This window comes from Clostridium sp. CM028 (genome assembly GCF_030585565.1).
Taxonomy (GTDB): domain Bacteria; phylum Bacillota; class Clostridia; order Clostridiales; family Clostridiaceae; genus Clostridium_AD; species Clostridium_AD estertheticum_B.
In genome coordinates this window covers 2,108,674-2,134,019 of record NZ_CP077766.1, presented here as the reverse complement: position 1 = coordinate 2,134,019, position 25,346 = coordinate 2,108,674, and the positions used below count along the sequence as shown (strand labels likewise).

At 31.4% G+C, this 25,346-nt stretch carries 25 protein-coding genes; 23 read left to right on the top strand and 2 right to left on the bottom strand.

All coding sequences use genetic code 11. The annotated features are described in order from the left end of the window. The first annotated feature begins 115 nt into the window (after positions 1 to 115). The 4 genes from KTC94_RS10005 to KTC94_RS09990 are packed head-to-tail and all read left to right on the top strand — an operon-like array spanning position 116 to position 3,249. Positions 116 to 1,126, top strand: a complete 1,011-nt coding sequence (locus KTC94_RS10005; protein ID WP_216303383.1) for a CotS family spore coat protein — start codon at positions 116 to 118, stop codon at positions 1,124 to 1,126. A 4-nt stretch (positions 1,127 to 1,130) separates the two neighbouring features. Further along, a complete protein-coding gene (locus tag KTC94_RS10000) occupies positions 1,131 to 1,355 on the top strand; it encodes a hypothetical protein (protein ID WP_216303382.1) in 225 nt (74 codons plus the stop codon). Between the two features lie 53 nt (positions 1,356 to 1,408). Beyond that, positions 1,409 to 2,161 carry a spore coat protein gene (locus tag KTC94_RS09995; protein ID WP_220286858.1) on the top strand — a complete coding sequence of 251 codons (753 nt, stop codon included), beginning with the start codon at positions 1,409 to 1,411 and terminating at the stop codon, positions 2,159 to 2,161. 32 nt (positions 2,162 to 2,193) lie between these two features. After that, on the top strand, positions 2,194 to 3,249 hold the full coding sequence (locus KTC94_RS09990; RefSeq protein ID WP_216303380.1) for a CotS family spore coat protein: 1,056 nt from the start codon (positions 2,194 to 2,196) through the stop codon (positions 3,247 to 3,249). Between the two features lie 71 nt (positions 3,250 to 3,320). On the opposite strand, the gene KTC94_RS09985 is transcribed toward KTC94_RS09990, so the two are convergent. Beyond that, complete coding sequence (locus KTC94_RS09985; protein WP_216303379.1) at positions 3,321 to 4,451, bottom strand: glycosyltransferase family 1 protein; 1,131 nt, start codon at positions 4,449 to 4,451, stop codon at positions 3,321 to 3,323. A 139-nt stretch (positions 4,452 to 4,590) separates the two neighbouring features. On the opposite strand from KTC94_RS09985, the gene KTC94_RS09980 reads away from it, so the two are divergent. From KTC94_RS09980 to rho, 18 genes are all read left to right on the top strand, one after another. Continuing rightward, positions 4,591 to 5,595 (top strand): CotS family spore coat protein, encoded by a 1,005-nt coding sequence (locus tag KTC94_RS09980; RefSeq protein ID WP_165413253.1) that lies wholly within the window; start codon positions 4,591 to 4,593, stop codon positions 5,593 to 5,595. A gap of 120 nt (positions 5,596 to 5,715) precedes the next feature. After that, entirely contained in the window at positions 5,716 to 6,630 is a 915-nt protein-coding gene (gene yabG, locus KTC94_RS09975) for a sporulation peptidase YabG (RefSeq protein ID WP_216303378.1), read from the top strand. Between the two features lie 262 nt (positions 6,631 to 6,892). Continuing rightward, positions 6,893 to 7,168: a Veg family protein gene (locus KTC94_RS09970; RefSeq protein WP_369811873.1), complete on the top strand. Its 276-nt coding sequence runs from the start codon at positions 6,893 to 6,895 to the stop codon at positions 7,166 to 7,168. 403 nt (positions 7,169 to 7,571) lie between these two features. Further along, positions 7,572 to 9,134, top strand: a complete 1,563-nt coding sequence (locus KTC94_RS09965) for an SPOCS domain-containing protein (protein WP_216303377.1) — start codon at positions 7,572 to 7,574, stop codon at positions 9,132 to 9,134. Positions 9,135 to 9,417: 283 nt separating this feature from the next. Then, positions 9,418 to 10,260, top strand: coding sequence for a 4-(cytidine 5'-diphospho)-2-C-methyl-D-erythritol kinase (ispE, locus tag KTC94_RS09960; RefSeq protein WP_165413250.1), 843 nt, complete (start codon positions 9,418 to 9,420; stop codon positions 10,258 to 10,260). Positions 10,261 to 10,447: 187 nt separating this feature from the next. Beyond that, positions 10,448 to 10,639 (top strand): CLC_0170 family protein, encoded by a 192-nt coding sequence (locus tag KTC94_RS09955; RefSeq protein WP_216303376.1) that lies wholly within the window; start codon positions 10,448 to 10,450, stop codon positions 10,637 to 10,639. Positions 10,640 to 10,826: 187 nt separating this feature from the next. Continuing rightward, positions 10,827 to 12,287, top strand: a complete 1,461-nt coding sequence (locus KTC94_RS09950; RefSeq protein ID WP_165413248.1) for a spore germination protein — start codon at positions 10,827 to 10,829, stop codon at positions 12,285 to 12,287. 36 nt (positions 12,288 to 12,323) lie between these two features. Further along, the gene (locus KTC94_RS09945; RefSeq protein WP_220286859.1) at positions 12,324 to 13,445 is read left to right on the top strand and encodes an endospore germination permease; all 1,122 of its coding nucleotides are present in this window, start codon (positions 12,324 to 12,326) and stop codon (positions 13,443 to 13,445) included. After that, positions 13,435 to 14,610, top strand: coding sequence for a Ger(x)C family spore germination protein (locus KTC94_RS09940; RefSeq protein WP_258876438.1), 1,176 nt, complete (start codon positions 13,435 to 13,437; stop codon positions 14,608 to 14,610). The genes KTC94_RS09945 and KTC94_RS09940 overlap by 11 nt, the downstream gene beginning before the upstream one ends. A gap of 61 nt (positions 14,611 to 14,671) precedes the next feature. Next, positions 14,672 to 15,301: a stage II sporulation protein R gene (spoIIR, locus tag KTC94_RS09935; RefSeq protein WP_165413245.1), complete on the top strand. Its 630-nt coding sequence runs from the start codon at positions 14,672 to 14,674 to the stop codon at positions 15,299 to 15,301. Positions 15,302 to 15,373: 72 nt separating this feature from the next. Then, positions 15,374 to 16,744 (top strand): germination protein YpeB, encoded by a 1,371-nt coding sequence (gene ypeB, locus KTC94_RS09930; RefSeq protein WP_216303373.1) that lies wholly within the window; start codon positions 15,374 to 15,376, stop codon positions 16,742 to 16,744. A gap of 410 nt (positions 16,745 to 17,154) precedes the next feature. Continuing rightward, the gene (locus tag KTC94_RS09925; RefSeq protein ID WP_216303372.1) at positions 17,155 to 18,186 is read left to right on the top strand and encodes a D-alanine--D-alanine ligase family protein; all 1,032 of its coding nucleotides are present in this window, start codon (positions 17,155 to 17,157) and stop codon (positions 18,184 to 18,186) included. A 78-nt stretch (positions 18,187 to 18,264) separates the two neighbouring features. Further along, positions 18,265 to 19,248 carry a tRNA 4-thiouridine(8) synthase ThiI gene (locus KTC94_RS09920; RefSeq protein WP_216303371.1) on the top strand — a complete coding sequence of 328 codons (984 nt, stop codon included), beginning with the start codon at positions 18,265 to 18,267 and terminating at the stop codon, positions 19,246 to 19,248. Between the two features lie 14 nt (positions 19,249 to 19,262). Continuing rightward, the gene (locus KTC94_RS09915; RefSeq protein ID WP_165413042.1) at positions 19,263 to 19,685 is read left to right on the top strand and encodes a DUF1934 domain-containing protein; all 423 of its coding nucleotides are present in this window, start codon (positions 19,263 to 19,265) and stop codon (positions 19,683 to 19,685) included. A gap of 155 nt (positions 19,686 to 19,840) precedes the next feature. Beyond that, positions 19,841 to 20,134: a ribose-5-phosphate isomerase gene (locus KTC94_RS09910; RefSeq protein WP_216303370.1), complete on the top strand. Its 294-nt coding sequence runs from the start codon at positions 19,841 to 19,843 to the stop codon at positions 20,132 to 20,134. A 245-nt stretch (positions 20,135 to 20,379) separates the two neighbouring features. Beyond that, entirely contained in the window at positions 20,380 to 21,978 is a 1,599-nt protein-coding gene (locus KTC94_RS09905) for a CTP synthase (RefSeq protein ID WP_220286863.1), read from the top strand. A gap of 281 nt (positions 21,979 to 22,259) precedes the next feature. Next, on the top strand, positions 22,260 to 22,604 hold the full coding sequence (locus tag KTC94_RS09900; RefSeq protein WP_220286864.1) for a hypothetical protein: 345 nt from the start codon (positions 22,260 to 22,262) through the stop codon (positions 22,602 to 22,604). A gap of 207 nt (positions 22,605 to 22,811) precedes the next feature. Continuing rightward, positions 22,812 to 24,281, top strand: a complete 1,470-nt coding sequence (gene rho / locus KTC94_RS09895; RefSeq protein WP_216303367.1) for a transcription termination factor Rho — start codon at positions 22,812 to 22,814, stop codon at positions 24,279 to 24,281. A 65-nt stretch (positions 24,282 to 24,346) separates the two neighbouring features. On the opposite strand, the gene rpmE is transcribed toward rho, so the two are convergent. Further along, a complete protein-coding gene (rpmE, locus tag KTC94_RS09890; RefSeq protein WP_165413047.1) occupies positions 24,347 to 24,565 on the bottom strand; it encodes a 50S ribosomal protein L31 in 219 nt (72 codons plus the stop codon). A 195-nt stretch (positions 24,566 to 24,760) separates the two neighbouring features. Between rpmE and KTC94_RS09885 the strand changes: the two genes are divergently transcribed. Then, on the top strand, positions 24,761 to 25,345 hold the full coding sequence (locus tag KTC94_RS09885) for a thymidine kinase (protein WP_165413048.1): 585 nt from the start codon (positions 24,761 to 24,763) through the stop codon (positions 25,343 to 25,345). The last annotated feature ends 1 nt before the right edge of the window (position 25,346 follow it).

Below are 25,346 nucleotides of genomic sequence, written 5' to 3'. Positions count from 1 at the left end.
TATATTAATATATTGTTTTTACTTAAAAAGTGTGCTAATTATAAAAATATAATTAAGCACAAATTATTGAGAAAGCTCATATACTGCAATAGAACAATATTGCGGAGGCATGCATTTGGAAATCCAGGAAGTAAAGGAGACGGTACAAGATAATTATTCTCTTTGTATTAATGATATAGTGAAAATAAAAAATGTTTACAGGATAGAAACTGAGAATGACATGTATTGTTTGAAAATCATTAATTATGACTTTAAGCATTTTTTATTTATTATTGGTGCAATAAAACATCTGCAGGGCAATGGTTTTGAAAATATACCGGAAATTATTGAGACTATCGATAACAAGGAGTATATAGCAATTGAGAATAAATACGCTTATTTAACACCTTGGCTAAAAGCAAGGGAATGTAATTATGATAATCCAGTGGAAATAAAATTATGTACTTCAAAGCTTGCAGAGCTCCATAAAAAAAGTTTGAATTTTAAAGTTACGCCGGACATGTCGCCCAGAATAGGATGGCTTAAATGGATAGAAACTTTTAAAACTAGAGAAAGAGAAATATTGGATTTTAAAAGAAGAATAGGTGAAAAAGAATGCATTACGGAATTCGATAGCGATTATTTAAGAATAATGGGGGAAGAGCTCGCACGGAGTAATAGATCAATAGAAAATTTATGCAAAAGTGAATATGTAAGTAAGATGAAAGGAGAAATTAAACATAGGGGATTCTGCCATCACGATTATGCTCATCATAATGTATTATTAGATAAAAGTGGTGGCGTGAATGTTATTGATTTTGATTATTGTATTCTAGACACTCATTTACATGATTTAAGTAGCCTTCTAATACGAAGAATGAAGAATGGCAAATGGAGTCCTGAAAATGCGCTTTTTATAATGGAAGCGTATGATGATGCATTTTCGATATATAAAAGTGATATAGAAGTAATGGCAGCATTTATGGAATTTCCTCAGGAATATTGGCAAATAGGAATTCAATATTATTGGGAAAAAAAGGATTGGGGAGAGGAGTTTTTCTTAAGGAAACTTGAAAAAATGCGTGAGGATAGAGTGGATAAGCAAATTTTTATTGAGAAATTCATAAAAATAAAATATGGGAGGTAGTATTGTGGGGAAAAATAAAAAGGATGGGTGCATTGATGAGCTTGAAATTGACGTAATTGATCCGCAGGAATCCACTGTAGAGGAATATGACATAAGGCTCGAGAATATGGAAGAGGAAGTTAAAAAACTGAAAAAAATAAGAAAAAGGAAAAAGAAAATTAGTGAGCTTGAATTGCAGCAAAGAGAGATATTAAAGAAAATGGACAAAAATTATAAAAAGACCAGATAGTACTTGGCTATTATATATCAATTGACTAATAGATTTAAATTGAGGTGGTGCGAGTGGCGATAAGCATCTATAATGAATTTTCAGATTATATGATGTTTAAAGGTATTAAAAATGTAGGTGAAATTGAATCTAAGAACATAGACGTAACTGAAGAAGCAATAATAGAACAATTTCGTGCTATTTATGCTTTGCATGAAAAATCTCTTGGATTTAATGGGTACCTAAGGAATAAGTTAAATAACAATACAGGGAAAATCATAGAGGATTATAAAATTTCTATTAAAAAGTTGGCCGGAGACATAAATAATATTATAAAATATGAACCGAAAAATTCATTTGAACAATTAATTGTTAAATATGGAAAGGAAGTTATAGATAGAGGGCAGCGGTGTATAAGAGAAGTATACCAATCAGATTATTTAGGGATTATAACAAGAAGCATGAGGCGTTGCGAAATATGCTTAGGAAATACAGATTTTAAAAATATTAGAAAAAATAATTTTATTGAAGTGGTTAGTTTTAAAGACTGTAGTTACAATATGGTGGAAATGGATTGTTTCCTTTTGCTTAGTAAGTTAAAAAGAAAAGGAGTGAAACTTGATTTTCATAATCTTACTCAAGAGTTCTGCTACATTGAAGGGCTAGACACAAGAAGTTCAAAATTTTTAATAGCTTTAATTTCTTACCCTCATGAATTCATGAGATGTTGTAATAAGCATCGGGCAGGTAAAAAGAATTGGAATGAAGAAAGGTTTTCTGAGAAACTTATAAAAGCTTTGATTCAAGATGGGGATTCATTAATTTAAGTTATTAATGCAATGATAAAAGAGGTGAGAACATGTTAGATGTTAGATTTAAAGATAAGGCTTATTTAAGTAAATATGATTTAGATGTAGATTTATTTAGCGAGTTCGATCTAGTAGTTGATGATGTTATTCCGGTAAGAAAAGTATTCATACTTAATACGGATAAAGGTGATAAGGTTTTAAAAAAAGTAAACTATAGCATTTCCCAACTTGAATTCATTAATTATGCGATTGAGTATATTAGAAATAATAATTTTAATAGGATCATTGAATTCGAAAAGACAAAATCCAAACTCATATATGTCCCTTGGAAAAATGATATATATTGTATTATGAATTTAGTAGAAGGGAGAGAGTGCGAGTATAGTAACCCAGTGGATGTAATGCTCGCGTCTAGGGCAATAGCTGAGCTTCATAAGGCATCGGAAGGGCTTGTATATGAAGGTCCATTTGAAAGGTTACTCGCAAAAAATGAGCAACGGTACTTATGTGGTAGAATAATACAAAATTTTAAAAAAAAATTAAATGATCTTATGTTCTTTAAAAGCATAGCAACTCGAAATGAAAATAAAAATGAATTTGATTATATATTTCTAGAACATGAGGAATATTATGAGAAAAATATAATGCAAAGCATAGATATTCTAAGCGAATCAGATTATTACAATTTATGCAAGGAAAAAGAGAAAATTGTATTTTGCCATCATGATTTAGCTCACCATAATATATTGATTAATAGGGAAGATGTATATTTCTTAGATTTTGATTATGCAGTTATAGACTTAAAGGTGCATGATATTTGTAACTTTACAAATAAAGCCATCAAAAATTCTGCTTATGATATAGAAAAGGCCAATGGTATTTTAAGCGAATATATTAAAGTATTACCATTAGATAATCGGGAATTAAAGGTATTGTATGGCATGCTTAGCTTTCCAGAGGATTTTTACAGTATAGCTAGAGATTATTATACAAGGAAAAAACAGTGGAGTGAAGAGGTGTTTTTAAGCAGATTAAAGAAGAAAGTGGAAGGCAGAGAAGACAGAGAAGGGTTTTTAGAGGCCTTTAAGAATCATTATAATTGTTAGTTTAAAAGCCCTACATAGTTGTAATTACACTATGTGGGGCTTTTGTTTTGATAATTTGATAATAAGGACATTTATTTAGGTGTACCTAATATATTTTGATAAGCACTTAGAGTAGTTGCAGCTGTATGTTCCCAAGTTAGGGTGGAGGCTCTTTTTAATCCTCTAGTTATTAGGGATTGTCTTAGGTCATTATCAAGGAGCACATTATACATTTTTTCACTTAAGGAATTAATATCATATGGATTTACAAGTAAAGTTGAGTCCTTAACTATTTCGGGGATAGAGGTGGCGTTAGAGGCGATTACAGGAACGCCACAAGCCATTGCTTCAATTGGAGGTAATCCAAAACCTTCATAAAATGAAGGGTATACAAACAGCTCACAAGCGTTATACATGAAGGGAATATAGGTCATGGATATAAAACCTGGGAAAATTACTTTATCATCAATGTGTAAATCTTGTGCTCTTTTTTTATATATATCATATGATTTACCTTTGCTACCTGCAATGACTAATTTAATATCTTTTTTTAATTTTGGTAAAAGCAGACTAAATGAATTTAGTAATCCGAGAATATTTTTTCTGGGACTAAATCCTCCAATATAAAGAATATAGTCTCCTGTAATAGAGTAATTTTTTTCGATTATAGATTTACTAAGAGCTTTGTCATAAGGTTTATAAATATCTTCACTAGCTAAATAAGTGACATATATTTTTTCTCTTGGGTAGTTAAAAGCTTTAATAATATCTTCCTTTGAATATTCAGACACAGTAATTATGCCATCACATAAGGGAATGATATTGGGCAATTTTTCATTGAAAATTTTTAAATATTGCTCACCAACTGTATCTGGCATTTTATACGGAATAACATCATGTAGCGTAATAACGAAGGGACAGGTTTTCTTTGACGGCAGCCCAATGCCGTTTTGGGGAACGTGATATATGTCCAAAGATTTATCTATTAATTTGTTAGGAATATTCACCTCGTTCCAAAAGTTATTTTGACTATCTTGCTTAATGCTTTCTATATGAAAATTTTCTTTAAAGGGTATGGCAAGCTTACAGTCGTCTGGCACAAAAAGCGAATAATCATTAAAATTGTCTATTTTATTTAAAGAATTAATTAGCTGGTAAGAATAAGTTCCTATACCAGTTCCTCTATACCATTTTGCAGCTCTAGCATCAATTCCAATTTTCATTTTAAGACTCCTTAAATACTGATTTAATAGATGGATATATTTTATTATATTATGCGAAAGCATAAATGTTGTTAAAACATACAATAATTTATTCTAAAATGAAATATTAGTAATATAAATTATAGGGGGGGTGAGTAACATGATGAGGGAATTTGAAATTGAAAGACAATATGGTATTAAGATAGAAAGTATACGTCCCAATAAGGGAGTGTATTTTTTAAAGACGGATGACGGAGCTAAGTGTCTAAAGAAAATCAGTTACGGGACACAAAAACTTTTGTTTGTATATGGAGCCAAAGAGCATCTTGCAAAAAATGGATTTGACAAGGTTGATAGATATTTTTTAAATACTGAAGGAAATCCTTATGCATTAGTTAATGAAGATATTTATACACTATCAACCTGGATAGATGGTCGCGAATGTGATTTTCACAATGAGGAGGATTTAGTTGAGGCCGCAAAAGAATTAGCTTATATGCATATTGCATCCAAAGGATATGATCCACCAGAAAATAGTAAGTTAAAAACGGATCTTGGAAGATGGCCACATCTGATGGAAAAACGAATAAAGTCCTTTGATAAAATGCAAGGTATGATTAGAAAAAAGAAGAATTTTAAAACAGATTTTGATATGAATTATATCAGGAGTGTTGATGATCAAAAAGAATTAGCCAAAAGAGCTATGGCAATACTCGATGACTCTAGGTACTTCGACATATGTAGGCAAACAGAAGAAGAAAAAGGATTTTGCCACCATGATTATACTTATCATAATATTATTATTGATAAAAATAATGATGTTAATATAATTGATTTTGATTACTGCAAAAGAGAAGTAAAAGCATACGATTTATCTAATTTTTTGATCAAGATGCTTAAAAAGCAGGATTGGGACATAAAATATGCTGAAATAGTATTAGAGGCGTATAGCAGTGTAAATCCTCTGTTAGAAGAAGAGTACAGACTCATATATGCATTTTTAGTATTTCCACAACGATATTGGAGGCTTTGTAATAGGTACTATTATAATGAAGTTACCTGGATTCAAAATACTTTTAACAAGAAGATGGAGGAGTTAATTTCTGAAAAAGAAAAGTATATGGCATTTATTGAAGAATATAAAAAAGTCTTCAATCAGAGGTAGAATAAACCATGGTATTTATTAAAGTTATGTAAATATAATGTTTACATAACTTTTTTTGATTTCACCTATTCACTATATTTTCATAATATATATTATGGGTTTAAATATGGAGGTGGTATTGTGAAAATAGGCGACATCGTAGTAAGAAAATCTTATGGCGGAGACATTACATTTAAAATAATAGATATTGTGCCAGGAGATAATGATGAGGTGTATTTACTTAAGGGAATAAATTTAAGAATAGAAGCTGACTCTTTAAGTGAGGATTTAGAATTAGTAGAAGAAGATGCCATTTATGAAATTGATAAGGTTTTTAATAAAAAGGTAAATGCATCTATTAAAAGAGTATTAATGAATAGAATTAAAGGGAGCAGGGGAGACAGAGGATCGGCTATAGATTTCAAAGGGAAAATTAAAGATTTGCAGTTAAAACAAGAAAAATACAAAGAGTACAAAAATAAAGATATGGTTTTTGGAAGACCCGGAAAAATACTGCACGTTGATGGTGATGCAGAATATTTAGAAGTGTGCTTAAAAACTTATAAGCAGTTATCATTAAATGCTGTAGGGATGATAATATCAGAAAAAAATCAACCAAATGAAATAGTGAATTTAGTAAAAGAAGTTAAGCCGGATATAGTAGTAATAACAGGACATGATGGTATGGTAAAAGGAATAAATGATTATATGAATTTAAATAACTACAGAAATTCAAAGTACTTTGTAGAGGCGGTTATGGCTCTTAGATCTTATAATAGCAATTATGATGATTTAGTAATATTTGCAGGGGCATGTCAATCCTGTTATGAGGCAATTTTAGATGCTGGTGCTAATTTTGCTAGCTCTCCAAATCGCGTCTTAATCCATTGTTTAGACCCCGTGTTAGTTTCTGAGAAGATTGCTTATACAAATATAGAAAATGTTGTAGCTATAGAAGATGTTATACAGAACACTATAACAGGATTAGATGGAATAGGTGGATTACAAACTAGAGGAAAGTATAGAGAGGGGTTTCCTAAGTCTAAGTATATATAGGTGCGTAGGTTATCTTTAAAAAATTTACTAGAATGCTGGTTATTTTATTTTGAGTAGTTAAACAAACTATCATAGATTGTATTAAAAATGGTATGTAAGTATACTACATTAGTGATTTATAAGGTAAATGCTCATAAAATAGATAATAATTAATTATGCGACGAATAATCGATGAAAATGAATTTTGTTAACATAAAATCAACATTGACAAAATTGTTAAAGTAGTGATAAAATATAAAGCTTACTTGACAAAGAGGAATATATGATATATAATGTAAAGTGTGGAAAGAGGGTGTTTGCTTTGGAAAAAATAAATGTACTGACTTCAATAAAAGATGAAATTGAAAGTCATGTTGGCGAAAGAGTAACATTAAAAGCTAATGGTGGAAGAAGAAAGATTCTTGTGGATAATGGAGTTATTGAAAAGACTTATCCAAATATTTTTGTTATTAGATTAGAAAAAGACACCCACAGGACAGTGACGTATAGTTATTCAGATGTTTTGACAAAAACAGTTCAAATAGTTTTTGCAGGATAAAACGATACTGTATCATAGTATCGTTTTTTATATTTATAAATAGAGAATAGGCATATGAAAACAAATAACAAGTAAAATATACTAGCTTGTTATTTGTTTTCATGTGACTGATATAAGATTAACAGAGCATATATTAAAGGGAATGCATTGGGTTATTAATAACTGTGTATTCCCTTTATTATATGGTTTTTTATTATGTTTAAAATGTATTACCGATTTTGAGCATTAATAGTAATATATACTTTTTTCTTTTTTATTAGAGAATTATGTTGAATTTTGCAATACGAATAAAAGTATTAAATATCATATTTAAGTGTCTATTTCTATATATATTAATAGTAGGTATTTTAGGAGGGTAACAACCTATAAGTGGTACCCCAATAGAAATACGAGGAGGCATAATGTGGAAATAAATTTGAAAAGAGAAAACATAGAGTATGAACAATTGTTAGGAGAAAATACTGTTGATACAGTAGTGAAAGAAGAATATGTAATACCGGATACTCATCCTGATGTTAAGGAAATTCTTATGTTAGATGTTAAAGCCTTAATAAATTCTAAAGAAATAATTCAAGATAAGGTATATTTAGAAGGCGAAATTCAATATAATGTACTTTATATTACAAAAGGTCAAGAACGTACTGATGTGGAGAACGTTGTATATAGTTCAAAGTTCTCAAATACAATAGATATAATGGGCGCGATGCCTGAAATGCTTTGTGATGCTGAATGTTTTGTAGAACATATGGAGTGTAGAATAGTTAATGAGAGGAAAATATGTCTAGAGGGTATTTTAAAATCAAAATCTGAGGTATATAAAAATTTCAATTTCCAAATAGTTAAGGATATTGAAGCAGTTAAGGATATTCAATATTTAAAAAATCCTACGAGTATAGATAAAGTCATAAGGAATTTTAATGGTGAGCTTATTGGAAAGGCTAATATAAAAGTTCCAATGGAAAATCCAGAAATTGCTAAAGTTATAAAATGTGATGTTAATATTCATAAGAAAGAAGTGAAATTGTACGAAGGAAAAATTCAAATAAATGCTTATGCAGTTATTAATATGATATATAAGGGCAAAGATAGCAGGGAATTAATTTATATTGGGCATGAGGTTATGCTAAATAAAGAGTTAGATTTTCAAGATGTGAATCCTTACATGGATCAGTATACAGACTTTAAGGTAGATGCTATGGAATATGATATTAAGGAAGATGATTTGGGAGAAAAAAGAATTATTGATGTAGAGTTTTTGATAAAAACTAATACGAGAGGCATGCACAAAGAGGAAGTGGATATGATTGAGGATGTATATTCACCGACTACAAAGCTTGAGATGGATAAAAAGGATTATGGACTTAATGTAATGCAAGGACAATTATTAACGGAGACCTTAGTTAAAGGAGATATAGAACTAGATAGCAGCAAGGGTAAGCCTAGCAAGGTCATTATGTGTAATGCCACCGTTTGTGTAACAGATAAAAAGGTGATTGAGGATAAGGTTATAATTGATGGCATAATGAATGTAACTATATTATATAGAAGTGATGATGAAGAAAAATATCTTTCCGCTGTGACTGATGAGATCCCTTTCAGCTGTGGGGCGGATATATTAGGTGCTAAGATAAATATGAGCAGCATGTGTAAAGTTTCACTCGAAAATATAAATGTAGATATTGAGGCAGCGAATATGGCTGTTAGAGCTGTGGTTAAAGTATATGTAAGAGTAAATTATATGGTACAGAAAAAATTTTTAGTTGATGTTTATCCAATAGAAGGGGAGGCGCCTAAGAAAAAAGCTAGTGTTACTATTTATGTAGTTCAATCATCAGACACCTTGTGGAAAATAGCTAAAAAATATAATACAACAATGCAAGAAATTGCAAGAGTGAATCAAATAGAAGACCCTAATATTATAAAAGTTTCACAAAAACTTATAATACCAGGTAGAATAATCATATAAAAAATAATATGGCTGACTGAAAATTGATTGTATAAATTAGTTTTCAAGTAGCCCTAACCCCTATGTGGTATAAATAACACATAGGGGTTTTATTATGTTTGGCATAGCATTTTTTAAATTATAGGTAGCAATATTAAATTTGTTGTAATATACTGATTTTATTAACAATGTTTCACAAGAAATGATTCATCTTATATAAACCTTGGAATCCCTTAAGGGGGGGCTGAACAATTATTAATTGAATTGCTTTTGTGAATTATCAATAAAGAGTTGGAGGAAAATCATGTTAGTAAAAGCTTATGGAAAAATAAACATATCTTTAGATATAGTAGGTAAAAGAGAAGATGGATATCATTTACTGAAAATGGTTATGCAAAATGTAGATCTATATGATTCTATGTCCTTTCAAAAATGTAACAAAGGTATTAATATAAGCTGCAATAAGCCGTACATACCTACAGATGATAAGAATTTAGTATATAAGGCTGCAAAACTTTTTATGGACACCTATGATATTAGCGAAGGTATAAATATATATCTTAAGAAAAATATTCCTGTAGCAGCAGGTATGGCAGGTGGGAGTGCGGATGCAGCAGCTGTTTTTAAAACATTGAATCAAGTATTCAAAATAGATGTAGATGACAATGAACTTATGAAGTTAGGTGTCCAAATAGGTGCAGATGTCCCTTATTGTATAACAGGGGGGACTGCCTTGTGTGAAGGTATAGGAGAAATTATTACCCCGCTCGCGCCTTTTAAAAATTATATTTTAGTATTGGTTAAGCCAAATTTTGGAGTATCTACTAGGGAGGTTTTTAAAAACTTAGATATTAGTAAAATTTTTAAGCATCCAGATACAAATGCATTAATAAAAGCTATGGAACAAGAAAAATTAGCAGATGTATGCAGTAGTATGAAAAATTTACTTGAAAATGTTACACTAAGAAAATATCCAGTTCTCAAAAGAATAAAAGAAGATATGGTTAAAATGGGTGCAATGGGTTCAATGATGAGCGGAAGCGGACCGACGATATTTGCTTTTTTTGATGACATGTTAAAAGCCCAGAGATGCTATGATAAATTTAAAATTCAATATAAAGAAGTATATATAACAAGAACGATATAAATATAATTTTATAGTGAAATATAAGAACGTGTAAAAACCCTTTGTGGTTTTTGCGCGTTTTTATATTTATATAAGTGAATATTTTATACCAGTGTCGTAAAAGCTAGTTAAAACAAAGTAGGGTTAAGTTGCTTAATCATAAAGTTTATATTGTTTTGATAATTATACTAAAATAGGGAGTAAAGGTATGAGAGTTTTAGAGTTGTTTGATATCTATTTTCTTACAATGATGGTAGTTCAAGGCGCCGTTGTACTTGCTGTGGATGTGAGAAACTTTAAGAAATCTGGAATGGGAATTATTAGTAAAAAAGCGCGTGTCTTAGGATGGCTTGCAATTATTACAGCTATCGTTCTATTTACACTGAGGTGGATATTTTAACGACATTTCAGAAGGAAAGTTTCCCGCTTCTATAAATGGGAGTTATATGTCCTAGTAAATAGAAAACTTCAGTAGAGGTATAAATCTCCTGCTGAAGTCGTTAATGCATTTTCTACGAATATGTTGCAGCGACCCAGGAGATGAGTTAAGGCTATAGTCGATCAATACATATAAGGAAGTGAAGGATATGAAAGAGAGCATTAATGATAAAATTGAACTTGATGCAGGAAAAAATATAGAGTACTTAAAAGAACTTTTACAAGATAATTCAGATGTTATTTTTAGAATTTTTAATGTGGGAGAGTGGAAAGCCGCATTAGTTTACATTGATGGGATGGCAAATAACCAGCTACTCAATCATTATGTATTAGAGCCATTAATGTTATGGTCAAAGGGGATAGAGAATGTAGAGGAAATAAAAGACACTGTACTTGCAGTGACTGATATGCGGGAAGTGAAAAAATTAAGTGAAGGAGTTAATGCTGCCCTTTCTGGGGACACATTAATGTTTATAGATGAACTAAATTGCGCATATGTTATTGCTACCCGAGATTGGCCTGCTAGAGGGGTAGGTGATCCATCTGGTGAAACGGTAATTAGAGGAGCGAGAGAAGGATTTACAGAAACTATAAGATTCAATACGGCATTAATTAGAAGGCGAATTAGAGATACAAAGCTAAGAATTAAACCTAAAGCTATAGGAACTAGATCGAAAACCGATGTGGCTATTATGTATATTGACGATATAGTAAATAAAGAAGTACTTCAAGAACTTGAGGATAGAATAGAAAGAATAAACATCGATGCAGTTTTTGATAGTGCTTACATCGAGCAGCTAATAGAGGATAATAAATATTCTCCATTTCCTCAAATACAAAGTACAGAGAGACCAGACGTAGTAGCAGCAGCTTTATATGAAGGTAGAGTAGCATTGGTTGTAGATAATTCTCCTTTTGCAATTGTTGTTCCAGCTACATTACCTAATTTATTTCAATCCCCAGATGATTATTATCAAAGGTGGATGCATAGTTCTATGGTTAGAGTTATTAGAATGCTTTCTATATTTATTTCTCTTACTGCACCAGCACTTTATGTAGCAATTACCTCTTTTCATACAGCTATAATACCTACTAAATTAGCTTATGCTATAGCAGCTTCTAGGGAAGGAGTGCCATTTCCTGCATTTGTAGAGGCTATAATTATGGAATTATTCTTAGCGCTTCTTATGGAAGCTGTGGTTAGATTACCGAGGCCCATTGGAGCTACTATTGGAATAGTAGGAGGACTTGTTATAGGTCAATCTGCAGTGAGTGCGGGAATAGTTAGTCCAATTATGACAATTATTGTGGCAATTACAGCTATTACTACATTTGTAACTCCTAATTATGAAGTTACTACAGCTTTTAGACTTGTCAGGTTTCTGCTTATTATTGCGGCGGCAATTGTAGGATTTTATGGAATAATGATTGGGCTCATTATACTTCTAATTCACCTAGTTAGGATGAAAAGTTTTGGAATACCTTATTTAGCGCCAGCGGTGGATATTAACATTAAGGATTTAAAAGACATGTATATTAGAGCGCCAATATCTTCTCTAAAAGAGAGGCCTAAATATATGAAAACGGGAGATAAGATAAGACAAAAATAATTTGTACATCTTTTATGTGGAGGCTAAAGGGATATTATGAGAGATAAAAAGATAATTGGAGACTTTGGGTTGTTTACTACTGTAGTGGTAGCTATAGTAGGCGTAGGGATATTTTCCAGCCCAAGAGAAGTCATAGATAAAGTAGGTAGTGACGCGTGGATAGTTACTTTAGCCGGCGGAATAGTTGTTTTTTTATTACTGTATCTTATGTACATGGTTATGGATAAAAACGATTTTGAAGAACTTACAAATATATTGCAGAATAATTTTGGAAAGCTTCTTGGAGGCATATTTGGGATTACATTTGCAATTTATAGTATATTTATTGCTTCTCTTGGAATGAGGGAGTTTGCTGAAGTAATTAAATTGCATTTATTAAGGCGAACTCCTACAGAATTTATTTTGATGATTACTATTTTAACAGGAACTTACTTAGTTAGAGGTGAAATATGTGATTTAGTTAAGTTTAATGAAATTGTATTTTGGATTATGTTTATTCCCGCTTTTACAGTTTTCATACTTATCGCAATAAATGCAGATTTTACAAATTTATTACCAGTACTTAATAATAAGCCGTCCGATTACTTTAGGGCTTCTAGGTATATTTTATTCTGTTTTGGTGGGATTGAAATAGCCTACCTTATTCTCCCTTATGTTAAGAATAAGAGCAATTCACCCCGTGTGTTAAAAAAGAGTATTATGTTTGTAACAATCTTTTATCTAATTGTAATGATACTTGTTTTAGCGGTGTTCTCTAAATCGCAGAGTAGAATTTTATTATGGCCAACTATTTCCATGATAAGATCATTATATATACCAGGTTCATTTATAGAACGGTGGGAAGGAATAGTAATGGCGTTCTGGATATTTTTTTATTTCGCCACCTTTGTTAATGCTTATTTCTTTTCGGGGGAGATTGTAAAAAATGTATTTAAATTGAAAGATATTAAACTATCTTCACTTTTAATTATGCCTATTATTTATGTCGTAGCACTATATCCACAAAATATAGCAGAACTTTATGCTTTGCAATTTAAAACGACACCAGTTATATTAACGGCGATATTTCTTTTTCTACTCTTGCCGATACTCATCTTATTGGTAGGTAAATGTAAAAGTAAGGGTAAAGGGGGGCGGAAAAGTGCGGATGAAATTTAAGAAGGTTTTACCGGTTATCTTAAGCTGTATGTTGCTTAGCGGATGCTGGGATAAAGTAGAAATAGATAGGCTTAATTTCATATCTACTATAGCTGTTGACGCAGGGGAAGATATTGATAAAGAAAAGGAATTAAAAAGTATTAATCCGGAAGAACCATTTGCTGAGGCGAAGATTAAAAAAATTGATGTAACTTATGGATTTCCAGACATGAGTGTGATAGGGGGGGATAAAGGTGGGAGTCCACAGGAAAAATACATTAATACGCAGGCATCCTCTATGGAGGATGCTGCGTCAGAAGCCATAGCTAAAAGTAGTAGAGAGATATATATGGGGCATGCTAAGTTACTTATATTAAGCGATGATGTATTAAAATATAAAGATACTGTCAAAGAGATTGTGGATTATATGCAACGAAATCCTAGCATAAATAGAATGCTTCAGGTAGTTGTTTCGGAAGGCATAGCTGAAGACTATATAAAATTTAAACCTATGACAGAAAATAGCACCCAATATTATATTTCTGGACTTATGGATAACAGCAAGAGAAATTCTAGAATTATGAGCATAAATTTAAATGAATTTCTTATTCTTTTAAGCGAAAATGGAAGTGCGTTACTACCTAGAATAACTTTAGATAAGGGGAAAAAAGAATTGATTTTAACTGGTGCTGCTATAATTAAAGATTATGAATTAAAAGGATATTTTACGCCAATCGAGCTGATGGATATCCAATTGTTAAGTGGGAAGTTTAAAGCTGGTAAAAAAGTTATATACATGGAAGGACACCCTGTTGATTATATAATAGACGGATATGAAAGGAAAATGAAAGTTACGCAGGAAGGAGGTAAGTTAGCTATTGATATAGATATAAGCCTTGAGGGTCAGCTGGGTGGCTATTATGTAGGTAAAAGAATACTTGAAAAAGGTGAGTTGCAAAGACTGCAAAATACTTTTAATAAGTCAATTAGTGAAGAATGTGAAAAAAACATGGGAATTGCTATAAAAAAATTTGAGATAGATCCATTTGGAACCCGTGAAAACATTGAAAAATTTAACCCTTCGTTATGGAACAAAATAGAAAAGGATTGGGATGGGAAATATAAAAATGCAACAGTAAATGTGACTGTTAATACTAAAATTCGAAGAATCGGAGCAGTTCAATGAATAAAATTGCATAATATGTTAATACTTTTAATGTGAATCATTATATCCGGGGGGGATAAACATGAAAAAATTTATATTAACAAGCATTACCATAATTATTTTAATTTCCATAGCTTTAAATACAAATAATATGAGTGGAAAAGTAAACCAAAGTGATGTTGCTGGTAAACTTATAAGGTTTCATGTAATAGCTAATAGTGATGACAAAACAGATCAAAAGTTAAAATTAAAAGTAAGAGATTCTGTTTTAAAATATATATCACCAAAACTTAAGGATTGCAAGAGCATAGAAGAATCAAGAAAGATTATAAAGAATGAAAATAAAAACATTAAAAAAATTGCGGAAACGGTTATAAAGAAAAATGGGTTTAAATATTCCGTAGCATCGACACTTTCAGAGGAAAACTTTCCAGTTAAAACCTACGGAAATATAACTTTGCCTCAAGGTAAATATGAGGCTTACAGAATTATTATTGGAACTGGCACAGGCCAAAACTGGTGGTGTGTTATGTTTCCACCATTATGTTTTGTAGATATTACTAAAGGAAATGTATCATATGAAAAAACGGAAAAAGAAATGAAAACAGTATTGTCGGATGATGAGTATAATTTGGTAGATAATACTGTAAATAATAAAAAAATAGTTGTTAAATTTAAAATTGGCGAGATTTTTAACAAATTATTTAGTTGAAAAAATATCTAGAAGACTACTAGGAGGATAATAATTATTATCCCCTTATGAAGAATACCGGGAGGGAAACATATGAAAATGCTAAAGAAAAGAATTTTGTATACAAGTGTTGTAACTATAATTGTTGTATTTTCAACTACTTTTGCTATACTAATGTTTTTGGAAAGATTAGATTATAGAAATTATCTTCAAGGTCAATATAGTAAAAATATGTATGAACTTGTTAGTTCTGTACAAAATATAAGGGTAAACCTAGGTAAATCTGCTATTGTGGGGTCTAGAGAACAGAGCATAGTAGTCTTTGAAGAAATATTTAGACATTCAGCCACCGCAAATGATAAATTACATTCGTTGCCACTCGAACAATCAGTTATTTCGGATACTAGTGAATTTTTAACTCAAGTAGGAGATTTCTGCTACACTTTAGGCAAAGCATCATCAGAAGGAAAGGAACTTAATGATAAGGAATATGAATTAATTGACAAATTAGAGATGCAATCGTATACGCTCCAGGAACAATTAAATGGAGTGCTTTCTGAAATAAATGAAGGTAAAGTCAAATGGGGAGAGATTAGGAAAAAAAGTAGTGGAGTATTTGCAAAAGAGGGTAAGAGCCTTGTGACTGAAAAATTCACGGGTATACAAAAACAAATAGTTCAGTATCCAGCATTAATTTATGATGGGCCTTTCTCAGATAATGTATTAGAAATAAAGCCTAAAATAATGTCCCAAAAGGAAGTAAGCGAAAAAGAAGCAATCAAGATAATAAAAAATATATTTGGAGAAGATAAAATTGAAAGCATTGAAAGTAACCCACAAGAAGGGAAGACTAAAATACCTGCTTACAACTTTCATGTAGCATTTAAAGGTAGAGGTAAAGGTGATGGTAAAGCAGTAATAGAAGTAAGTAAAAATGGAGGTAGAATAGTATATTTATTAGATAATAGGGCTATAGGAAAACCAACTTTGAATGCTGATAAGGCAATACAAAGTGGAAGTAAGTTTATTAGTAAAATAGGATATAAAAATATGGAGTCTACATACGTGCTGAATTATGATAATACAGTAGTGGTAAGTTATGTGTATAAACAAGGAGAAGTGGCGATTTATCCAGATCAAGTAAAGCTTAAGATTGCGCTAGACGATGGTAGTATTATAGGAATTGAATCTGAAAAATTTCTAATTTCTCATGTTGAAAAAAGGAAGAACGTTAAACCAAAAGTAACAGCAGCAAAAGCGCAAGAAAAGGTTGGTAAAAGGCTGAAAATAAATAAAATTAGTTTGGCTGTCATACCAACCGAGACTAATAAAGAAGTATTGTGCTATGAGTTTTTAGGGTTATATAAGGAGAAAAATTTTATAGTGTACATTAATGCTGATACTGGTTATGAAGAAAGAATAATGGAAATAATAGACACGCCTAATGGCAAGTTAACTATTTAGTATAATAAAAGGTTAAGAGGACGAAAATATTACATGTAGTAGTCAATTAAAGAGAGGATATATGTGCGATTTATGCACGTATATCCTCTCTTTAATTGAGTTGTTTTAACGACGTTTCAGACGGGAAGTATCCCACTTCTATAAGTGGAGTATAAATCTCCTTCTGAAGTCGTCAATTCATCTTCTTCGAAGCTATGCAGCGACCCAGGAGATGATTTAATTTGCCATTATAATTTCGAGTGGTGTTATTAGAGAAAGTGAGTTTTGAAAATTAAAATACAAAGGAATAGATAAAAATGATATAATATGATACAATACTAAAAAAATTTAGTATTATATACTAAAAAACTAGTATGTAATACTAAATTTATTTGGAAAATGGTTACTATGGTTATAAGGAGTGAGCGTTAATGAAAAAGAAGATAGCAGTGTTATTTGGTGGTCAGTCCACAGAACATGAGGTTTCGAGAATGTCAGCAACATCAGTATTGAAAAATATTGATCAAACAAAATATGATATATACCCTATAGGAATAACTAAGGATGGGCTATGGTTTGAATATACTGGTAAATTAGATAACATAGAGAATGGTGAATGGGAAAAGGACGAATATTATAAGAGGCCAGAGGGACAAAAAATTATATTTAATAAAGAAGTGGATGTAGTATTCCCAGTATTGCATGGTTCATTTGGAGAAGATGGAACTATTCAAGGTATGTGCAAATTATCCAATATTCCTTGCGTGGGTCCCGGAGTAATGTCCTCTGCTATTTGCATGGATAAAGTATATACAAAATACTTATTAGAAAAATTCAATGTAAAGCAAGCTGATTATGTGGTAATAAATTCGAGCGAACATGCAAAAGACAAAGAAATATTAATAGAAAAGATAGAAAAAAAATTGGGCTATCCAGTATTTATTAAACCGTCTAATGGAGGGTCCTCTGTAGGTATAACAAAAGCACACAACAAATATGAATTAATGCTTGGAGTAGAAGAAGCTCTAAAATATGATAGAAAAATTTTAGTTGAACAGGCCATTAATGCAAGGGAAATTGAGGTTGCTGTAATAGGGAATGATTATCCTGAGGCGGCTATTCCGGGAGAAGTAATCCCCGCAAAAGAATTTTATGATTATGAAGCTAAATATAAAAACGAGGAATCTAAACTTTTAATACCTGCAGCGCTCTGTGAAGCTAAGCTACAGACCATTAAAGATGAAGCTATAAAAATTTATAAAATACTAGATTGTGCTGGAATGGCAAGAGTGGATTTCCTAGTGGATAAAGAAACAGAAGATGTTTATTTAAATGAAGTTAATACTATACCGGGTTTTACTCAAATAAGTATGTACCCTAAAATGTGGCAAGCTACAGGGAAAACTTATGTGAAGCTTATTGATGAACTTATTGAATTGGCTATCAATAGGAACAATAAATAGTAGTTTTAACGACATTTCAGCTCCGCAGGAGATGGTTTAATAGGAATTATTAAAATACAGTAAAGAGAGGTATTGCTTATGACAACAGCTTTGGCTATGATTTCTGGAGGCCTTGATAGTATATTAGCAGCAAAACTTGTAAAAGATCAGGGAATAGAAGTCATTGGGATATGCTTTAAATCACACTTTTTCAATGAGGAAAATGCATTGAAAATCGTTAAACAAATAGATATACCATTAGAAGTTATAGACTTTTCAAATGAACATTTTGAAATGGTAAGAAATCCAAAACATGGATATGGGAAGAATGTGAATCCTTGTATCGATTGCCATGCTATGATGATGAGATATAGTGGAGAGCTATTAGAGAGATTTCATGCGGATTTTATTATAACAGGAGAAGTGTTAAATCAAAGACCTATGTCGCAAAATAGATCAGCTTTAGATATAGTGAAAAATGAATCGGGTATAGGAGATAAAATCTTAAGACCATTATGCGCTAAGAATCTTAATCCAACTCAAATGGAGATTGAAGGGTTAATAGATAGAAATGCTCTTTTGGATATAAAAGGGAGAAGCAGAAAGACTCAAATGGAACTAGCACAAATGTGGGGTATTCTAGAGTATCCATCACCTGCTGGTGGATGTAAACTTACGGAGCCTAACTATTCTATAAGACTTAAGGACCTCTTCGAGTATAAAGAAGATATATCAAAAAAAGATCTAGAATTATTAAAAATAGGAAGACATTTTAAGGTATCTAAGGATGCTAGGATTATATCTACAAGAACTCAGGAAGAGGGGGAATTATTAAAACAACTTTTAACGCAGGAAGATTTAGTATTCTTATCTGCGGATTATAATGGGTCTACTGTTGCTATAATTGGCAAAGAGACAAATGAAGATATTGAATTTGCAGCTAAAATTGCGGGGAGATATTGTAAGGGTAAGGATGAAAAAAATATATCTATTAGTTATGGCAGTTATGATCAGCCTTTAAATAAATTTATAGATATAACGCCTGCAACTGATGAAGAAATAAACAACTACATTTTAAAATAGCGAGGGGTAAGGGTATGAAGAAAAACGCAATAATTTCAGTTGTTAGCAAACAAGCTGACAATGAAGATGATGGTGAAGCAATTGAGGTGGTGACACCGGGTAAATTTTATAAAGAAGATGATTGCTATTATGCAGTATATGAAGAGACCGAGATTTCAGGAATGAAGGGAACTACTACTACTTTAAAAATTGATGAAGAAAAGTTTACACTTATAAGAACAGGAACTACTAATACTGAAATGAAATTTAAGAAGTATGTAAGGGACTTAACTTTATACAATACGCCCCATGGAGCATTAGATCTTACTGTGGATACTAAGGAGTTAAAGATGAATGTGGACGATAACGGCGGAGATGTATTTATAGATTATGATATGATAATAGGGAATCAACAAGTTTTAAGTACGACTTTGCAAATTAACATTAAAGCACAATAAAAATAAAGGCTATGTTCTAATTTTAGAACATAGCCTTTATTAACATGATACACTTTTTTTTTAACAACAAGTTAAAGTTATGTGTATAGTTTTTGTGTATAAGTGTCAATAATTTAAGTGACAACATAATATATAGAAAATCTAGGAGTGATTTAATGTTAAAAAATATTAATTATGAGAAGATAATAGAAGCTATTTGTTACGTTAAAGGCATAAAAAGTCATGAATCATTAAAAATATTAAAAGACAGAGAGTGTAAGTATATTTTATTCTTATTATTAAAAAAGTATAAATGTGGAGATGAAGAAAGCGCTTATAAGAATTTTCTGATTTCAAACAAAAGAGCTGCTAATTATGGGTTAAAAAAAGCAGAGGAACGATTTTTCATTAATAAAGAATTTAGAGAGAGGTATTTCGAAATAGAAAACATATTAGATAGAGACAACTAGAAATGTAAATATTTGAGATTTTACATAACAAAACTCAAAAAAAAAGAAAAACAAAAAAACACTGGTGAATGACAAAAAAATATGCTAAAATAATATTATTATTTTAATAATAAATACGCCATGATACCATACTATTCAATTTATAGGGTAATTCCTATTATAGAATTATAAAGAACATTTGTCAAGTTGTTTTTTATAATAGTTAAATAACTTATGATGAGCGATAAAACATAGGGGGAGTAATTATGAGTGCTAAGTACATATTTGTTACAGGGGGAGTAGTGTCATCTTTAGGGAAAGGAATAACAGCAGCTTCGTTAGGAAGGCTTTTAAAAAATAGAGGGTTAAAGGTTTCTATTCAAAAATTTGACCCATATTTAAATGTGGACCCGGGCACCATGAGTCCATATCAGCATGGTGAAGTTTTTGTTACGGATGATGGTGCGGAAACAGATTTAGATTTAGGGCATTATGAGAGATTTATTGATGAGAACTTAAGCAAGAGTAGTAATGTAACCACAGGGAAAGTATATTGGTCAGTCATATCAAAAGAGAGGCGAGGGGACTATTTAGGTGGTACAGTGCAAGTAATCCCACATATAACTAATGAGATAAAAGAAAGGGTCTATCGAGTAGCTAAAGAAAAAGACGTAGATGTTGTTATAACTGAAATCGGTGGAACTGTTGGGGATATTGAGTCTTTACCTTTTTTAGAGGCTATAAGGCAGGTGAAATATGAAGTAGGAATAGAGAATGTTTGCTTTATCCATGTTACATTAGTGCCATATTTAAGGAAGGCTGGAGAACTTAAAACCAAGCCAACCCAACATTCTGTAAAAGAATTGAGAAGTATAGGCATTCAGCCAGACATCATAGTATGTCGTTCTGAGAAGGAGATATCTGATGATTTGAAGTCCAAAATAGGTCTGTTCTGTAATTTGGAGGCGAACTGCGTAATTCAAAACTTGGATGCTGAGAATTTATATGAAGTGCCACTTATGCTTCACAAAGAAGGATTAGATACCCTAGTGTGTAAAAAATTAAAATTTACTTGTCTTGAAATAGATAATAGTGCGTGGATTAATATGGTAGATAAATTAAAGAGTTTATCTGGAAATGTAAAAATAGCTTTAGTAGGAAAATATGTAGAACTTCATGATGCATATATTTCTGTTGTTGAGGCATTGAGTCATGGAGGTCTTTTTAACGATTGCAATGTAGAAATTAAATGGGTAAATGCCTGCGATATAACTTCAGAGAATGCAAGTGAAATATTGGAAGATGTTGACGGAATATTGGTGCCTGGAGGATTTGGTGATAGAGGAATTGAAGGCAAAATACAGGCGACTCGATATGCTAGAGAAAATAAAGTGCCGTTCTTTGGGATATGCCTTGGTATGCAATGCGCTGTTATAGAATATGCAAGAAATGCGTCGGGACTCAAAACCGCTAATAGTTCAGAAATCGATGCGCAGACGAAGTATCCAGTAATAGATTTAATGCCAGACCAAAAAGATTTAGATGAAAAAGGAGGTACAATGAGACTAGGGCTATATGCATGTAAATTAGCAAAAGATTCTAATGCTTATGAAGCGTACAAAGATGAAGTAATATATGAAAGACATAGGCATAGATATGAATTTAATAATGAGTATAGAAAAGAAATGATTGACGCAGGACTTTTGCTTACAGGAACAAGTCCTGATGAAAAATTAGTAGAAATAGTTGAAATTAAAGATCATCCTTGGTTTGTTGGAGTTCAGTTTCATCCAGAACTTAAATCTAGACCTAATAAACCACATGTATTATTTAGTGCATTTATTAAGGCCTCGCTTAATAAATGATATAGTTAAAGGGCTGTAAGTAACATAAGCAGCCCTTTATTTTTTTACTCCATAACAAATTATTAAACAATTTTAAATTATAATGATTTTTATATAAAACTTACTAATAGTTTCAATTTAAATTTAGCAGGAATTTAATTAAATTTATAGAATTTAGTATTAAACACTATAGCCAAGAAAAATGGATTTGTTTTAACGGCATTTCAGCACTGCAGGTGATGATTAGTAATCCTTATGTAAAAAAATTCACATAAGAAGTATAAAATATGGAGGTGAAGTAATTGGTATTTGATACTAATATTGCTATGGCTTTGAAAAATCCTAATGGTGAGTACAAAATTTGCGAACTGACAATATTTGAAATAGAGAACATGGAAACTGTATTTCCCTCTTTAAAAGTTGAATTACATAAAGGTACTGAAATATTAATTAAGGTTAAGTGTTCGCTATGTGAGGAGTTTCATTTTTATCATTATAATATTAAGGAGTTTTTTAAAATAAATATGGTTATAGGAGGATGTGAACAATTAGCCTTACCTATATTTTTAATTGGCAAGAATCAAAAAGTTATTGAAAAAGTAAATGAATATAGACAGACTATAGAGAAGATTTACGCTATGATATAAAAGAAAAAACAAGTAATTAGGCGGGACATGGAACTATATAGGTTGCTGGGGAATTTAAATATAGTGGATTAAAATTGTGAAATAGGATATAATTTAAAGAATATATCATTTCAAGAAAATTCATTGGATAGTAGACTCGTTTTAAAATTCCCATGATATTTATTAAATAGATATTATATATGAAATACCCTTCGGAGGTGCAGATTTTTGATAAATAAAGATTTTGATAATAGGACAGTAGTCGAGCTGCGGGAACATTGCAAAGAACTCGGCATTAAAAATATTTCTAAACTTAAAAAAAGTGAATTAATTGAGGAAATAAAGAAGATAACGCCAGTTTCTATGCAAAAGGATGGAGTTATTTTAAGAGAAAAAATAAGTCCCAAAAACACTTCTACAGCTGGAGACAATATTATAGGAAATTCAGAGAAGCAAATCGAAATTAACCCAATTCAAACTACTCAAGCTACCAATAATTCAGAACATGATACAGGTTTTAAAAATCAAAATGAAAATAAAAAAGAAAAATTACAAGAAATGATAAATGAATCGGGATCGGCAAGAGGAGTTCTGGAAATAATCGAAAACAATAGTTATGGGTTTCTAAGAGGGAATAATTACTTATCAGGCCCTGACGATATATATGTTTCGCCATCTCAAATTAGAAGATTTAACTTAAAAACAGGTGATGAAGTAGAAGGTAAGGTTAGAACGCCTAAAGAGGGTGAAAAATTTAAAGCTCTGTTGTATGTACAACAAGTAAATGGAGAAAATCCTGACAGAGCTGTAGGTAGAAGACCTTTTGAAAAGTTAACTCCGATTTATCCAACTCAAAGATTGACACTAGAAACATGTGCAACTGATTTGTCTTCGAGAATGATGGATATTATTTCTCCTATAGGAAAAGGGCAGAGAGGCATAATTGTAGCACAGCCAAAGGCGGGAAAAACAACACTTCTTAAAAAAATCGCTAACAGTATCTCTATAAATCACCCAGAAGTAAAACTAATTGTTGTTTTAATAGATGAAAGGCCTGAGGAAGTTACTGATATGCAGAGATCTATTAATGGTGAAGTTATTTATTCAACTTTTGATGAAGAACCAGATCATCATACAAAAGTAGCTTCTATGGTTCTTGAGAGAGCTAAAAGAATGGTAGAACAAGGCCAAGATGTAGTTATTCTATTAGATAGTTTAACTAGGCTTTCTAGAGCTTACAATTTAACTGTGACCCCTTCAGGAAGAACTCTATCCGGAGGACTCGATCCTAGTGCACTTTTGATGCCAAAGAAATTTTTTGGAGCGGCTAGAAATATAGAAGAGGGTGGAAGTTTGACAATTCTTGCTACTGCTTTGGTAGAAACAGGAAGTAGAATGGATGATATGATTTTTGAGGAATTCAAGGGTACAGGAAATATGGAAGTTCACTTAGATAGAAAACTTCAAGAAAGAAGAATATTCCCAGCGATAGATATTTATAAATCAGGGACAAGAAGAGAAGATTTATTGCTTACTAAGATTGAAATGGAGACTATATATAATTTAAGGAAGATAATGTATAGAGAAGGTAATGCATTAGGTGTAACAGAAAAACTCCTAAATTTATTAGCTACAACAAAGAGTAATAATGAATTTTTTGAGATGATAAATAAGAATTTTGAATTATTAGCTAGATAACATAATTTTTAAATTAGTATAATTAAAAAAATGGAAAAGATAATTAAATCTTTTCCATTAATATATTATTCTGCATCTTCGTTTTTTATGTTAAATTTCTTCATGAATCTATCAACTCTTCCACCGGCATCAATATTCTTTTGCTTACCAGTGTAGAATGGATGGCAATTAGAACATACGTCTACTTTAAGTTCTTGTTTAGTAGATCCTGTAGTAAAAGTGTTTCCACATGCGCATTTAACAACTGTGTCGTGATGGTATTCTGGATGTATTGCTTCTTGCATATTTTTCACCTCTTTCAAAAAAAAATATATACCCGTATTGTCAACTCTTTAATTTTATCATATAATTAATAATTAAGTCAATAAGAATAAAAATATATTAAAGTAAAAAAACATGTGTAAGATTTGCCATAAAATTATAAGGCATACTTAAAGCTATGCTTTTAAAACATGGATTAACAAATTGGAGGGAAAAATATGTACGGACCAAAAAATCATGGCTGGGTGGAAGTTATTATAGGGCCTATGTACAGCGGGAAGTCTGAGGAGCTTATACGTAGGATAAGAAGAATTAAAATTGCAAGACAGAAAGTGCAGGTTTTTAAACCTGAAATTGACAATAGATACAGCAGGGGAGACGTGGTGTCTCACTCCGGAACTAAGGTAGATGCAGTTCCGGTTAAGGATAGCGCACAGATGTTGCAGCTCTTAGATGCGGATACACAAGTTATTGCTATAGATGAGGTACAGTTTTTTGATAAAGGTATAATTGATGTAATCACTACCTTAGCTGATAGCAATAAAAGGGTTATATGCGCGGGTTTAGATATGGATTTTAGAGGGATACCTTTCGGACCGATACCTACACTTCTGGCTGTGGCGGAATTTGTTGACAAAATTCAGGCGATTTGTGTAGTGTGTGGCAATCCGGCTACTAGAACTCAACGTTTAATTAATGGGAAACCGGCTAAATATGAAGATCCCATTGTCTTAATTGGAGCTACGGAATCCTATGAAGCGCGATGTAGAAAGTGTCACATTGTCCCAAAAGAAGGGGTGTAAC

Bases quoted from the DNA above. Each gene is read 5' to 3' on its own strand.
- KTC94_RS09990 (WP_216303380.1), top strand. From the start codon at position 2,194: ATGTTAGATGTTAGATTTAAAGATAAGGCTTATTTAAGTAAATATGAT.
- KTC94_RS09985 (WP_216303379.1), bottom strand. From the start codon at position 4,451: ATGAAAATTGGAATTGATGCTAGAGCTGCAAAATGGTATAGAGGAACT.
- KTC94_RS09980 (WP_165413253.1), top strand. From the start codon at position 4,591: ATGATGAGGGAATTTGAAATTGAAAGACAATATGGTATTAAGATAGAA.
- KTC94_RS09970 (WP_369811873.1), top strand. From the start codon at position 6,893: ATGATATATAATGTAAAGTGTGGAAAGAGGGTGTTTGCTTTGGAAAAA.
- ispE (WP_165413250.1), top strand. From the start codon at position 9,418: ATGTTAGTAAAAGCTTATGGAAAAATAAACATATCTTTAGATATAGTA.
- KTC94_RS09955 (WP_216303376.1), top strand. From the start codon at position 10,448: ATGAGAGTTTTAGAGTTGTTTGATATCTATTTTCTTACAATGATGGTA.
- KTC94_RS09950 (WP_165413248.1), top strand. From the start codon at position 10,827: ATGAAAGAGAGCATTAATGATAAAATTGAACTTGATGCAGGAAAAAAT.
- KTC94_RS09945 (WP_220286859.1), top strand. From the start codon at position 12,324: ATGAGAGATAAAAAGATAATTGGAGACTTTGGGTTGTTTACTACTGTA.
- KTC94_RS09940 (WP_258876438.1), top strand. From the start codon at position 13,435: ATGAAATTTAAGAAGGTTTTACCGGTTATCTTAAGCTGTATGTTGCTT.
- spoIIR (WP_165413245.1), top strand. From the start codon at position 14,672: ATGAAAAAATTTATATTAACAAGCATTACCATAATTATTTTAATTTCC.
- ypeB (WP_216303373.1), top strand. From the start codon at position 15,374: ATGAAAATGCTAAAGAAAAGAATTTTGTATACAAGTGTTGTAACTATA.
- KTC94_RS09925 (WP_216303372.1), top strand. From the start codon at position 17,155: ATGAAAAAGAAGATAGCAGTGTTATTTGGTGGTCAGTCCACAGAACAT.
- KTC94_RS09920 (WP_216303371.1), top strand. From the start codon at position 18,265: ATGACAACAGCTTTGGCTATGATTTCTGGAGGCCTTGATAGTATATTA.
- KTC94_RS09915 (WP_165413042.1), top strand. From the start codon at position 19,263: ATGAAGAAAAACGCAATAATTTCAGTTGTTAGCAAACAAGCTGACAAT.
- KTC94_RS09910 (WP_216303370.1), top strand. From the start codon at position 19,841: ATGTTAAAAAATATTAATTATGAGAAGATAATAGAAGCTATTTGTTAC.
- KTC94_RS09905 (WP_220286863.1), top strand. From the start codon at position 20,380: ATGAGTGCTAAGTACATATTTGTTACAGGGGGAGTAGTGTCATCTTTA.
- rpmE (WP_165413047.1), bottom strand. From the start codon at position 24,565: ATGCAAGAAGCAATACATCCAGAATACCATCACGACACAGTTGTTAAA.
- KTC94_RS09885 (WP_165413048.1), top strand. From the start codon at position 24,761: ATGTACGGACCAAAAAATCATGGCTGGGTGGAAGTTATTATAGGGCCT.